This is a genomic window from Xanthomonas cannabis pv. cannabis, from assembly GCF_000802365.1.
GTDB classification, from domain to species: Bacteria; Pseudomonadota; Gammaproteobacteria; order Xanthomonadales; family Xanthomonadaceae; genus Xanthomonas; species Xanthomonas cannabis.
In genome coordinates, this window is record NZ_JSZE01000108.1 from 1 (window position 1) to 11953 (window position 11953).

Consider the following 11953-nt stretch of genomic DNA (forward strand, 5'->3'; position numbering starts at 1 on the left):
GCGCCCCCGACCAGGCTTAAAGATCGCCAAGCGCTTGCGATACGAACATTTCAGGCGTCTCAACCTGATTGCTCGCTATGGACAGATCAGGCAGAGAGCGGATCATCTGCGCCTTTGCTGCAGGGTCCTTGCCCGCCCACCATCGCGGGACACGCTGCAAGTACGTCCATGTAAGCTCCGTGGCGGCATCCATGCCGCCAAGGGTCCCGCGACGGTGGGCGGGCAAGGACCAGTGGAGATGGTCGGTCTGCATGGATTTCAACAGCGACTAGCAAACTGCGACGCGGTGTCTTTGCTTTTCAACAAAACCGCCAGGCTTTTCAACAAAACCGCCAGCCACTTTCTAGCGTGGTGTCCTCGCCGATTGCGGGACCGTGTGGCGGCATGGATGCCGCTATCGCGTCTGTATGGACGTACTGGCGGCGTGTCCCGCGAGCGGTGGGGGCACCGCGCCCTCGACCAGATTTGAAGACAGCCGTGCGATGGCGACACGCACGATGCAAGCGTCGCTACCTTGCTTGATCCGGGCAGCAAAGGCGCAGGGCCAGTCACAGTGGTCGGTGCGCAAAGCTTTCAAGCAGTCACGATGGTGGTGCGCAACCTGTCTGCGATTGCAGCCAGCGTATTGTTGTTGGTCGCTCCTTGTCCATTGGCCTCCAAGGCGTGCAATGACACACGGCGAGCACTCAGCGGCCGATCACCAGCTCCACTGGCGTGCCTGCCGGCAGTTCCACCGTCACCGGCATGCTCTCGACGTCATCTGCCTGGCGCATGGCGTTGCCGGTGCGCGATAGCCGCGCCAGCACCTGCACCTTGTCCAGCGACGAGAGCGGACGCGTCGGCATCGGGCTGTCGCCGTCGTCGAGGGTGAGGGTCAACGGAAGTTCGCTCAGTGCGTGTTTTTCCACTGCTACCGGCATCGGTGTGTCGGCCGCACGCGCGATCACGAACACGCTGGTGTCGTTGGGCAGGCCGGCCCGTTTTGCGAACTCCGCATCCAGCGTTACACGCACCTGGATGCGTTTGCCAGCGGCTGCATCGGCGGCGGACGCAGCCGGTGTCTGGATCGGCTCAAGATTGGCTTCCTGCCGCGCGGCGTTGATCTGTTCGAGCAGGCCGGGGCGGGTGCTGGCGTCGACCACCCGCAGCAGTGGTTCCCAGGTGGCGCTGGCTTGGGCGGGTTGGCCTGCCTGACGTTGCACCACGCCCAGGAACCAGCGTGCGCGTTGATGGTCAGGCGCTACCACCAACGCGTGTTCGAGCAGGCGCATGGCCTGCGGGTCCGGGCGGCCGCTGTCGTCGGCCAGCATGCGCGATTGCGCGGCGGCCACCAGCACATCTGGCTCGTCCGGGCGCAGGGCGACCGCGCGCGCGAAGGCATCGCGGGCCTCGGCAAACTTCTGCTGGCTGGACAGCGAGCGCCCCAGCAGCACCCAGCCTTCGGCCTGATCGGGATTGCGCGCCAGCGCCGTGCGCAACTGCGCAATGGCTTCGTCCAGGGTGTGCGGCGCGGCCGGCCGGTTGGCGGCCTGCTCAATCGCCGAGGGCGTGCCGACCAGCCAGTACAACGCCGCACTGGTGGCCAGCAACAGCACCGCGATGCCGGCCGCCAGGCCGCGCGTTTCACGCCAGAGCGGCCGCAGCGCCACGCCGAACGCGAGCAACGCGATCACGATCACCGCAATGACGAAGCCGGCCATCACCACTCCTGCTCGTCGGCGGGTAACGCGGGTGCGGCCGCACTGCGCCGACGCACCACCATCATCACCGCTACCCCGCCCAGCAGCAGCACCAGCAACGGGCCGAACCACAGCAGCCAGGTGCGCGATTCCACCTGAGGGCGGTACAACACGAACTCGCCATACCGGGCGACCAGAAACTGGCGGATCTGCGCATCGCTGCGGCCGTCGTGCATCAGCGCCAGCACCTCGCGACGCAGGTCCTGCGCAATCTGCGCGTTGGAATCGGCCAGCGACTGGTTCTGGCACTGCACACAGCGCAGCTCGGCGGTCAGCGCGTGGAAACGCGCTTCTTCCGCCGCCGAACGGTAGTGCAGCGGCGATGGGTCGCCGACCGGCTGGGCCAGGGCCAGCCAGGGCAGCAACAGCAGCAACGTCAGCAGCCAGGCGCGCGTCATTGGTTGGCGTGCAGGTCCGGTGCGGCAGTGGGCGAGCGTTCGATCTTGCTCAGCGCCGGAATCAGCTGGGTGTCGATGATGGACTGGGTCAGCATGCCGCTGTACTTCCAGCGCACCACGCCGCGCCCGTCGACCAGAAATGTCTCCGGTGCAGCAGCGATGCCGAAGTCGATGGCGGTGCGGCCATCTTGATCGGCGACCACCAGCAGATACGGGTTGCCCAGTTGCTCCAGCCAGCGTAACGCATCGGCGCGCTCGTCCTTCCAGTTGTAGCCGATCACGCGCACGCGCTTGGTCAGCGCAAAGCGGCTCAGCACCGGATGTTCCTCGCGGCAGGCCGGGCACCAGCTGCCCCACACGTTGATGATGTACGGCGCACCGCGCAGCTCGCGCGCATGCACCACGATGCTGGGGTCGTGCAGCAGCGGCAGCGCGAACTCCGGTGCCGGTTTGCCGATCAGCGCGGAGGGCAGGGCATCGCGATCGTCGTGACCTGAGCGCACCACCGCATAGACCAGCAGTGCTGCAAGTGCGAGCAGCAGCACGATGGCGCCCACGAGGACGGCCGTGGGCAGGCGGGGCGAACGTGACTCAACCATCTTGGATCTCCGGAGAACGACGAAAACGCCGGTCGGCGGCTGTGACCAGGCCGCCGAGCGCCATCAGCAGCGCCCCCAGCCAGATCCAGCGCACGAACGGTTTGAGGTGGACGCGCACCGCCCAGGCCTGATTGCCCAGCGGTTCGCCAAGGGCGACATACAGGTCGCCGAACGGGCCGGGGCGGATCGCCGCCTCGGTGAGGGTTTGTCCGCCGCTGGCGTAGCGACGCTTTTCTGCATGCAGCATGCCGACCAGTGCGTCGTCCTTGAGCACCTGCAGGTTGGCGCGGTCGGACACGTAATTGGGTCCCCGCCGTTCTTCCAGGCTGTCGAAGTGCAGCGCATAGCGGCCGAGCTGCACCTGCTGGCCGGGCGCCAGCGCCACTTCGCGCTGCAGGCTCAGCGATTCAACCAGCAAGGCACCGGCCAGGAACACCGCCACGCCCAGATGCGCCAGCACCATGCCCAGCATTTCGGCGGTGTAGCGACGGCCCTTGGCCGCCCGCCGCGTCCACAGGAAGCGTGCGGTGCCCAGCATCACCCAGGCCGCACCGGCCACACCAATCGCGGCCTTGAACTGGCCTTGCGGCGCCATGAACCAGGCCAGCGCTCCGGCCGCCAGCGCCAGGGCCGCCCACGGCGCCAGCAGCGCCAGCGGCCGCGAGGCCTGTTCGCGCTGCCAGCGGGTGAGCGGGCCGAACGGCAGCAACGCCACCAGCGGCGCCATCAACACCACGAATAAGGTGCCGAAGTAGGGCGGGCCGACCGACAACTTGCCCAGGCCCAGCGCATCGGCCAGCAGCGGATACAGCGTGCCCAGCAACACCATCGCGCAGGCGCAGGCGAGCAGCAGATTGTTCAACAGCAACAAGGTTTCGCGCGAGCTGCCGGCAAATGCGCGGCGCGGGTCAGCGTCGGCCGACATCCGTGGCGCGCGCAATGCGTACAGCAGCAGCGAGCCACCGACCACCGCCAGCAGGAACACCAGGATGAACAGTCCGCGTGACGGGTCGGCGGCAAACGAATGCACGCTGGTCAACACGCCCGAGCGCACCAGGAAGGTGCCCAGCAGCGACAACGCGAAGGCGGCGATCGCCAGCAACAGCGTCCAGCTGGCGAAGCTGCCGCGTTTTTCGGTGACCGCCTGCGAATGCAGCAAGGCGGTGCCGACCAGCCACGGCATGAAACTGGCGTTTTCCACCGGGTCCCAGAACCACCAGCCGCCCCAGCCCAGTTCGTAATACGCCCACCAGCTGCCCAGCGCGATGCCCACGGTGAGCATCGACCACGCCACATTGGTCCACGGCCGCGTCCAGCGTAGCCAGCGTGCGTCCATGCGGCCTTCCAGCAATGCCGCAATGGCGAAGGCGAACGGCACCGCAAAGCCGACATAGCCGCAATACAGCATCGGCGGATGGATGATCAGGCCCGGATCCTGCAGCAGTGGATTGAGGTCGGCGCCTTCCAGCGGTACCGGCACCAGGCGCGCAAACGGGTTGGATGTGAACAGCAGGAAGGCCAGAAAGCCGACGCTGATCAGCGCCATCACCCCCAGCACGCGCGCCACGACCTGTGCCGGCAATTGCCGCGACCACAGCGCCACCGCGCCGGTCCACAGCGCCAGTACCAGGGTCCACAGCAGCAGCGAGCCTTCGTGCGCGCCCCAGACTGCCGAATAGCGGTACATGACCGGCAGCAAGCTGTTGGAATTTTCGGCGACATAGCGCACCGAAAAGTCCTGTACCAGAGACGCGTGCGTCAGCACCGCAAAGGCGGTGGCGATCAGGCCAAGCTGCACCAGCGCTGCCGGCCGCGCCACTGCCATCCAGCTGCGGCGGCCACGCTGGGCGCCAGCCAACGGCACGGCGGCCTGCACCAGCGCCACCAGCAGGGCCAGCACCAGCAGGAAGGTGCCGAGTTCAGGAAGCATGGGAGAGCCGGGACCCGCGACCCGGGACCCGCGACCCGGGAGGAGCAGGGCTTGGGGCGCAGCCGAGACGCATGCAAGGAGCTATCGCCGACCGGTCTCCTTCGGCGCCAAAGCGCCTTGTCCGGGTCCCGGGTCCCGGGTCCCCGGTCCCAACATTCCCCAAGCCCGGATCACCACGACGCATGCGCAAGAACACATCTGCACTGGCCGCAACGCGCCCTTCCCGGGTCCCCGGTCCCGGGTCCCGGGTCCCGACATGCCTTTCCCTCACTGCGGCCCCTCCACGCGATGCTTGCGGTGCGCACTGCCCATCTTGTCGGCCACTTCCTTGGGCATATAGGTTTCATCGTGCTTGGCCAGCACATCTTCGGCAACGAACACGCCCTGCTGCATGCGACCGGTGGCCACCACCGCCTGACCTTCGCGGAACAGGTCGGGCAGGATGCGGTCGTAGCGCACCGGCAGCTGCGCGTCGCCATCGGTGACGCGGAACTGCGCTTCCAGCGAACCGGAGGCTCTTTTGAAGGAGCCTTTCTCGACCATGCCGCCAAGCCGAAAACGGGAGTGCGCGCCGGCATCGCCACGCAGCACTTCCGAAGGCGTGTAGAGGTAGGCAACGTTGCGCTGCAGGGCCATGGCCACCAGCGTGGTCGCCAGCCCCCCGGCCAGCACCAGTGCGATCACCAGCCATAGACGGCGGCGACGTTGCGGGTTCATCGGCTCAGCTCTGCATCGCTGGGCAGTACGCGCTTGCGCTCACGCAGGCGGCGCGCCTGCGCAACCCTCAATGCACGGCGCACCTGCCAGCGGCCGGCGATCAGGTCCCACAGCAGCACCAGCGCGAACACCGCATAGGCAGCGATGACATAGGGCAGGTAGCTCATACCGTGCCCTCCGCATCGCGCACGATCCAGGCCTTGCCGGCCTCGCGGCGCAGGTTGTCGGCGCGCGCGCGGGTGAGCAGCGACCCGGCAAACCAGAACTTGGTGCCGATCACCATCAGCCACAACGGCAGCAGCATGCTGGCATCGATGGTCGATGGCCCGAACAGGCGAATGCTCTGGCCCTGGTGCAGCGAATTCCACCACACCACCGAATAACGAATCACCGGCAGCAGCACCACGCCGACGATCGCCAGCAACCCTGCCGCGCGTGCGGCCTGGCGACGGTCGTCGATGGCGTGGTACAGCCCGATCACCCCCAGATACAGGAACAACAGGATCAGTTCGGTGGTCAGGCGCGGGTCCCAGTCCCACCAGGCGCCCCACATCGGCTTGCCCCAGATGCTGCCGGTCAACAGCGTGATCACGGTGAACGCCGCGCCGACCGGCGCGCAGGCCATCGCCAGGATCTCGCACACCTTGATGCGCCAGATCAGCGCGATCGCCGCGTACACCGCCATCAGCCCAAACACGAACAGGCTCATCCACGCACTCGGCACATGGATATACAGGATGCGGAAACTGTCGCCCTGCTGGTAATCGGCCGGCACCGCAAACAAGGCCTGCCAGATGCCGGCGCCCAGCAGCAACGCGGCCAGCGCATGGCACCACGGCGCCCAGCGCGCAGTGAATCGGTCGAAGATCGGGGGCGAGGCGAGTTGGTGGAACCAGCGGGCGACGACGTTCATGCGGTGGCGATGGCTCTTGGCATGGCGATGGCTTCTTGCATGGAGACAGCTCTCGGTACGACACCGCCGTACGACCTACGGTGTCCCGTCAACGGCGCATCTGTAACGTCGATCAGCTCAGCGAAATCCGGATCGCCGCCGCCGCTGCCAGCGGTGCCAGCACGATGCCGATCACCAAGCCCGCACCCAGCAGCAGCAACGCACCCACCGCATCCTGCCCTTGTCCGCTTGCCGCCACGCTGCCGGCCCCGAACACCAGCACCGGCACATACAACGGCAGCGCCAGCAATGCCACGAGAATACCAGAGCGTTTCATGGTGACAGTCAGTGCAGCGACCACCGCGCCGAGCAGGCTCAAAAGCGGTGTGCCCAGCGCCAACGATGCCAGCAGCACCGGCAATTGGTCATGCGGCAGGTGCAGCAATTCGCCGAGCAGCGGCGTCACAGCAATCAGCGGTAACGCACTGGTTGCCCAATGCAGCAGCACGCGCACCGCAATCAACCAGGCCAGCGGCACCGGTGCCAGCAGCCACTGCTCCATCGAGCCGTCGTCGACATCGCTGCGGAACAGCGCGTCCAGCGACAACAGGCCGGCGAGCAGCACCGACAGCCATAGCACCGCCGGTGCCGCCTGCGCCAGCAGGTCCGGGCGTCCGCCCAGGCCCAGCGCGAACAGCACCACGATCAGCAGCGCGAACAGCGCCGGCTGCAGGGCGTCGCTGCGACGGCGCCATAGCAGCTGCAGATCGCGACGCAACAGCGCGCGGCCGGCCTGCAGCAACGAGGGTTGTGGCGAAGGCGTGCTCATGCTGCCGCCTCCAGGGTGAGCATGCGGGTGCGCACCGGTGGCGCCGCATAGGCGCCATGGGTGGTGACCAGCGCTGCACCGCCGCCGCGCAGGTGCGCGGAGATCATCCGGTTGACCAGGGTGATGCCGTCCAGATCCAGATTCGCGTACGGCTCGTCCAGCAGCCACAGCGGCGCCGGCGACAGCCACAGCCGCGCCAGCGCCAGGCGCTTGCGTTGCCCCGCCGACAATTGCCGCACCAGGGCATCTTCGTAGCCGGCCAGCCCCACGATAGCCAGCGCGCTGCCCGGCATCTGCTTGGCCCGACGGCCATGCAGGCCGCACAGAAAGTGCAGGTTCTCCAGGGTGCTGAGGTCGGCCTTCAGGCCGGGCAGGTGACCCAGGTAGGCCATGAAGCGGCTGCGGTCGCCGCGCCGCGCAGTCTTGCCGTCGATCTGGATCTGCCCGCGCTCCACATGCAGCAGCCCGGCCAGCACGCGCAACAGCGTGGTCTTGCCGGCGCCATTGTCGCCTTGCACCAACAGGGCTTCGCCGGCATCGACATGGAAATCCAGCGGGCCGAACACCGGCTCCTCGTTGCGGCTGAAGGCCAGGGCGTGCGCCGCCAGCAGCGGTGGCGCGGTGTGCAGCGGTTCGATCATCGGTGCAGCGGGCTCCCGTCGCAGGACGGCATGGGGAAGGACCGGGGCGAGGGCGCACCAGACCGGGCGCGCATTGTAGCGACGATGGTGGCACGCCGGGGACGTATGAGGCAGCGCCGGAGGCGCCGCGGTGGGTCGGGGAACGCTGTTTTGCAGCGTCCGAACGCACCCGCCTGGCGGCTTTGCGTACACTCGCGGTCCCCCGTTTCTTGTCCGGACAGGCACCATGCTCCTCACGACCAAGCTGCCCAAGGTGGGCACCACCATCTTTACCGTCATGTCGCAGCTGGCGGCCGAGCACGGCGCGGTCAACCTGGGTCAGGGCTTCCCGGATTTCGCGGTGCCGCAGCGCCTGGTCGATGAGCTGGACCAAGCCATGCGCGCCGGCCACAACCAGTACCCGCCGATGACCGGCGTGGCGGCGCTGCGTCAGGCCATCGCCGGCAAGGCGCAGCGCTGCTACGGCGCGCAGGTCGATGCCGATACCGAGATCACCGTGACCAGCGGCGCCACCGAGGCCATCTTCAACGCCATCCACGCGGTGGTGCGGGCCGGCGAGGAGGTCATCGTGCTGGACCCGGCCTACGACTGCTACGAGCCGGCGATCGATCTGGCCGGCGCGCGCGCGGTGCACGTGGCATTGCACCCGCAGACCTTCGCGGTCGACTGGGACGCCTTGCGCGCCGCGATCACGCCGAAGACGCGCCTGTTGATGATCAATTCGCCGCACAACCCCTCCGGCGCCATGCTCTCGGGCGACGACATGCGGGCGCTGACCGAGCTGCTACGCGGCACCGACATCTTCCTGCTCTCGGACGAGGTCTACGAGCACATCGTGTTCGACGGCTACCGCCACGAATCGGTGCTGCGCTGGCCGGAACTGCGCGAGCGCGCGTTCGTGGTTTCCAGTTTCGGCAAGACCTATCACTGCACCGGCTGGAAGATCGGCTACGCCATCGCACCGCCGGCGCTGACGGCCGAATTCCGCAAGGTGCACCAGTACAACACCTTCACCAGTTTCGGCCCGGCCCAGCACGCCTTTGCCGCGATGATCCGCGACGAACCCGAGCACGACGAACAACTTGGCGCCTTCTATCAGGCCAAGCGCGACCGTTTCCGCGAACAGTTGCTGACCACGCGCCTGAAGCCGCTGCCGGTGCCCGGCGGCTACTTCCAGCTGGTGGACTATTCGGCCATCAGCGATCTGCCCGACACCGAGTTCGTGAAATGGCTGACGGTGGAGAAGGGCGTCGCCGCGATCCCGCTATCGCCGTTCTACGAAAACGCACCGGCTGGGCAGCGTTTGGCAAGGCTGTGCTTCGCCAAGAACGATGCAACGTTGGACGCCGCAATCGAGCGTTTGCAGAAGCTCTGACGAGCTGGGATTCGGGAGTCGGGATTGGGGATTGGCAACGGCGGCGCGCCGCTTGTCGCTTCGAATCTATACGACACCGATAGCACCAAGCCGCCCGACACCCGCTGTTTCGAATCCCCAATCCCGAATCCCAAATCCCCGTCTCTCTATGAACGATCTGCGCATCTCCCTGATCCAAGGCGACACCCGCTGGCATGACCCGGCTGGCAATCGCGATTATTACGGCGCGTTGCTGGAGCCACTGACCGGGCAGACCGATCTGGTGATCCTGCCGGAGACCTTCACCAGCGGGTTTTCCAACGACGCCATCGACAAGGCCGAAGGCATGGACGGGCCGACCGTGGCCTGGGTGCGCGCGCAGGCGGCGCGGCTGGGTGCGGCGGTCACCGGTAGCGTGCAATTGCGCACCGATGCGGGGGTGTTCAATCGGCTGCTGTGGGCCACGCCCGATGGCGCGCTGCAGTACTACGACAAGCGTCACCTGTTCCGCTTCGGCAACGAGCATCTGCGCTATGCGGCAGGGCGCGATCGCCTCTGTGTCGAGTGGAAGGGCTGGCGGATCAATCCGCAGGTCTGCTACGACCTGCGCTTTCCGGTGTTCTGCCGCAACCGCTTCGATGTGGAACGCCCCGGACAGCTGGATTTCGATCTGCAACTGTTCGTCGCCAACTGGCCGTCCGCCCGCGCCTATGCGTGGAAGACGTTGCTGCGCGCCCGTGCGATCGAAAACCTGTGCTTCGTTGCCGCGGTCAACCGCATCGGTGTGGACGGCAACCAGTTGCACTACGCCGGCGACAGCGCGGTGATCGATTTCCTCGGCCAGCCGCAGGTCGAAATCCGCGAACGCGAACAGGTCGTCACCACCACCATCAGTGCAGCCGCACTGGCCGAGCACCGCGCCCGCTTCCCGGCGATGCTGGATGCCGATCGATTCGAGATTCGGGATGTGTAAGTCGGGATTGGTGCAAGCCAATCCAGCCCAGATGCCAGCACGCCGCTGTCACCAATCCCCAATCCCGAATCCCGAATCCCGAATCCCAGCTACTCAGCCAATTTGATCTCATAGATCGTCGGCCAACGCTTGCCGGTGACGAACACGCGGTCGTGGTCTGCGTCATAGGCGATGCCGTTGAGCACGTCGTTGCTGGGGTCGGTCAACGTGTCGGCATCGGGGACCAACGCTTTCAGGTCGATCCAGCCGATGACCTTGCCGCTGGCCGGGTCGATCCGTGCGATGCGGGTGGTCAGCCAGACATTGGCCCACAGCTCGCCCTTCACCCATTCCAGCTCGTTGAGATTGTCCAGCGGGCGGCCGCGCGCGGTGACCTGGATGCTGCCGACCTGCTTCAGGGTCTGCGGGTCCAGCCGGCGGATGCTGGCGGTGCCATCGCTCATGTACAGCTGGCGCGCGTCACTGGTCAGCGCCCAGCCTTCGCCCCGGTAGGAAAACTGCGAACGCGGCGCCAGCGTGGCCAGGTCGTAGACGAAGCCTTGCTGGTTGCGCCAGGTCAGCTGAATCACCCTGTCGTGCCAGGCCACGATGCCTTCGCCGTAGTAGGGCGCTGGCGTATCCACCTGCTGCAGTACCCGGCCGCTTTTCAGCTCGACCTTGCGCACGCTGGAATGGCCTAGCTCGCCGGTGCTCTCGTACAGGTGGCCATCCAGATAGAACAGGCCCTCGGTATAGGCGGCGGTGTCGTGCGGATAGCGGTTGACGACCGTGTAACCAGTAGTCGGAATCGCCTCGCCGCAATGCGCGAGCGAGGGCAGCAACAAGGCGACGAAGAACAGCGGGTTGGCAGTGCGTGACATGCGCCGATCATCCCACGCCGCGCCCGTGCCCGCAGCACCCACGCAGGGCCGGAACGCAGGTAATGATTGGCTGAACGCGAGTTGGAACGGCGCTACCACCTTGTCGCGGCTGCCACATCGGCGCTGCTAGTCTCGCGCCACGTCCATCACCGGCAACGCACACATGATCAAGTCACTGTCTCTTTTTGCCCTGCTTGGCACGGCAACGCTGGCCCCGCAGGCGCAGGCCGCCGGCAATATCGATTGCCAGCTGAAGTTCAATCTCTCCGGCTGGTCGGTGTTCTACAAGACCGCCAGCGGCACCGGCACCATCACCTGCGACAACGGCGCGGTCATCCCGGTCAAGATTTCCAGCAAGGGCGGCGGCCTGACGGTCGGCAAGTCCAAGATCACCGGCGGCCGTGGGTCGTTCTCCGGTGCCTATAGCCTCAACGACCTGTTCGGCACCTATGCCGCTGCCGAAGCGCATGCGGGCATCGTGAAGTCGAGCACCGCACAGGTGGTCACCAAGGGCGATATCTCGCTCGCGCTGGCAGGTACCGGCGAGGGTGTGGATCTGGGTGTCAATGTCGGCAACTTCGTGATCGAGCGCCGCAAGTAAGCGGCAGCATCGCGTCGCGCGCATCGACCGATGCGCGCGGCTCCTGCCTCGCGGCAAGCTTGCGCAAGACAGCGGCTGCTGGCGCGCCTGCCTGAGCGGACCCGGCGGACTCCTCTGCTCCAGTCGAAGGTCCATCGTGTTGGCCACCACAAAAGAAACGGCCCCGCGAGGGGCCGTTTTTTGTTGCGCGGATCAGCTGATGCTCAGCGACCGCGATTGCCGCCGCCTGGCGGACGACGGTTGCCGCCGCCCGGCGGACGGCCGCCCGGGCCACCACGCGGTGCGCCACCGGGACCACCCGGTCCGCGCGCGCCACCGCCCGGACCACCGGGGCCGCGATTGCCGGCTGCAGGGCCGCGATTCCCGCCCGGGCCCGCCGGACGGCCGCCACTCGGGCGTCCGGCAGGACGCGCAGCGCCA

13 protein-coding genes are annotated in these 11953 nt (G+C 66.9%); 3 read left to right on the forward strand and 10 right to left on the reverse strand.

Annotated features, from left to right (window positions below; translation table 11 throughout):
* Positions 1-686 precede the first annotated feature (686 nt).
* The 9 genes from OZ10_RS16395 to ccmA form a co-directional block, all read right to left on the reverse strand.
* Positions 687-1700: a tetratricopeptide repeat protein gene (locus OZ10_RS16395; RefSeq protein ID WP_039565918.1), complete on the reverse strand. Its 1014-nt coding sequence runs from the start codon at positions 1698-1700 to the stop codon at positions 687-689.
* The gene (locus OZ10_RS16400; RefSeq protein ID WP_039414297.1) at positions 1700-2137 is read right to left on the reverse strand and encodes a cytochrome c-type biogenesis protein; all 438 of its coding nucleotides are present in this window, start codon (positions 2135-2137) and stop codon (positions 1700-1702) included. The genes OZ10_RS16395 and OZ10_RS16400 overlap by 1 nt, the downstream gene beginning before the upstream one ends.
* On the reverse strand, positions 2134-2736 hold the full coding sequence (locus OZ10_RS16405) for a DsbE family thiol:disulfide interchange protein (RefSeq protein WP_039565919.1): 603 nt from the start codon (positions 2734-2736) through the stop codon (positions 2134-2136). The genes OZ10_RS16400 and OZ10_RS16405 overlap by 4 nt, the downstream gene beginning before the upstream one ends.
* Positions 2729-4666 (reverse strand): heme lyase CcmF/NrfE family subunit, encoded by a 1938-nt coding sequence (locus OZ10_RS16410; protein ID WP_039565922.1) that lies wholly within the window; start codon positions 4664-4666, stop codon positions 2729-2731. The genes OZ10_RS16405 and OZ10_RS16410 overlap by 8 nt, the downstream gene beginning before the upstream one ends.
* A 267-nt stretch (positions 4667-4933) precedes the next feature.
* Positions 4934-5383 (reverse strand): cytochrome c maturation protein CcmE, encoded by a 450-nt coding sequence (ccmE, locus tag OZ10_RS16415; protein ID WP_039565925.1) that lies wholly within the window; start codon positions 5381-5383, stop codon positions 4934-4936.
* Positions 5380-5550: a heme exporter protein CcmD gene (locus tag OZ10_RS16420; RefSeq protein ID WP_039414307.1), complete on the reverse strand. Its 171-nt coding sequence runs from the start codon at positions 5548-5550 to the stop codon at positions 5380-5382. The genes ccmE and OZ10_RS16420 overlap by 4 nt, the downstream gene beginning before the upstream one ends.
* Positions 5547-6296: a heme ABC transporter permease gene (locus tag OZ10_RS16425; protein WP_039414308.1), complete on the reverse strand. Its 750-nt coding sequence runs from the start codon at positions 6294-6296 to the stop codon at positions 5547-5549. Before OZ10_RS16425 ends, OZ10_RS16420 begins: the two co-directional genes overlap by 4 nt.
* A 112-nt stretch (positions 6297-6408) precedes the next feature.
* A complete protein-coding gene (gene ccmB / locus OZ10_RS16430) occupies positions 6409-7104 on the reverse strand; it encodes a heme exporter protein CcmB (RefSeq protein WP_039414310.1) in 696 nt (231 codons plus the stop codon).
* Entirely contained in the window at positions 7101-7745 is a 645-nt protein-coding gene (gene ccmA, locus OZ10_RS16435; RefSeq protein WP_039414312.1) for a heme ABC exporter ATP-binding protein CcmA, read from the reverse strand. The genes ccmB and ccmA overlap by 4 nt, the downstream gene beginning before the upstream one ends.
* Positions 7746-7971: 226 nt before the next feature.
* Between ccmA and OZ10_RS16440 the strand changes: the two genes are divergently transcribed.
* Together OZ10_RS16440 and OZ10_RS16445 are read left to right on the forward strand one after the other, a co-directional pair.
* Complete coding sequence (locus OZ10_RS16440) at positions 7972-9120, forward strand: pyridoxal phosphate-dependent aminotransferase (RefSeq protein ID WP_039565928.1); 1149 nt, start codon at positions 7972-7974, stop codon at positions 9118-9120.
* Positions 9121-9268: 148 nt separating this feature from the next.
* A complete protein-coding gene (locus tag OZ10_RS16445) occupies positions 9269-10072 on the forward strand; it encodes an amidohydrolase (RefSeq protein WP_039414319.1) in 804 nt (267 codons plus the stop codon).
* An 89-nt stretch (positions 10073-10161) separates the two neighbouring features.
* Here OZ10_RS16445 and OZ10_RS16450 read toward each other — a convergent pair whose 3' ends face one another.
* A complete protein-coding gene (locus OZ10_RS16450) occupies positions 10162-10932 on the reverse strand; it encodes a glutaminyl-peptide cyclotransferase (protein ID WP_039414321.1) in 771 nt (256 codons plus the stop codon).
* A 163-nt stretch (positions 10933-11095) separates the two neighbouring features.
* Between OZ10_RS16450 and OZ10_RS16455 the strand changes: the two genes are divergently transcribed.
* Complete coding sequence (locus tag OZ10_RS16455; protein ID WP_039414324.1) at positions 11096-11533, forward strand: hypothetical protein; 438 nt, start codon at positions 11096-11098, stop codon at positions 11531-11533.
* The last annotated feature ends 420 nt before the right edge of the window (positions 11534-11953 follow it).

Coding starts and splice junctions, on each gene's coding strand:
- OZ10_RS16395 (WP_039565918.1), bottom strand. CDS start 1,700: ATGGCCGGCTTCGTCATTGCGGTGATCGTGATCGCGTTGCTCGCGTTC.
- OZ10_RS16400 (WP_039414297.1), bottom strand. CDS start 2,137: ATGACGCGCGCCTGGCTGCTGACGTTGCTGCTGTTGCTGCCCTGGCTG.
- OZ10_RS16405 (WP_039565919.1), bottom strand. CDS start 2,736: ATGGTTGAGTCACGTTCGCCCCGCCTGCCCACGGCCGTCCTCGTGGGC.
- OZ10_RS16410 (WP_039565922.1), bottom strand. CDS start 4,666: ATGCTTCCTGAACTCGGCACCTTCCTGCTGGTGCTGGCCCTGCTGGTG.
- ccmE (WP_039565925.1), bottom strand. CDS start 5,383: ATGAACCCGCAACGTCGCCGCCGTCTATGGCTGGTGATCGCACTGGTG.
- OZ10_RS16420 (WP_039414307.1), bottom strand. CDS start 5,550: ATGAGCTACCTGCCCTATGTCATCGCTGCCTATGCGGTGTTCGCGCTG.
- OZ10_RS16425 (WP_039414308.1), bottom strand. CDS start 6,296: ATGAACGTCGTCGCCCGCTGGTTCCACCAACTCGCCTCGCCCCCGATC.
- ccmB (WP_039414310.1), bottom strand. CDS start 7,104: ATGAGCACGCCTTCGCCACAACCCTCGTTGCTGCAGGCCGGCCGCGCG.
- ccmA (WP_039414312.1), bottom strand. CDS start 7,745: ATGATCGAACCGCTGCACACCGCGCCACCGCTGCTGGCGGCGCACGCC.
- OZ10_RS16440 (WP_039565928.1), top strand. CDS start 7,972: ATGCTCCTCACGACCAAGCTGCCCAAGGTGGGCACCACCATCTTTACC.
- OZ10_RS16445 (WP_039414319.1), top strand. CDS start 9,269: ATGAACGATCTGCGCATCTCCCTGATCCAAGGCGACACCCGCTGGCAT.
- OZ10_RS16450 (WP_039414321.1), bottom strand. CDS start 10,932: ATGTCACGCACTGCCAACCCGCTGTTCTTCGTCGCCTTGTTGCTGCCC.
- OZ10_RS16455 (WP_039414324.1), top strand. CDS start 11,096: ATGATCAAGTCACTGTCTCTTTTTGCCCTGCTTGGCACGGCAACGCTG.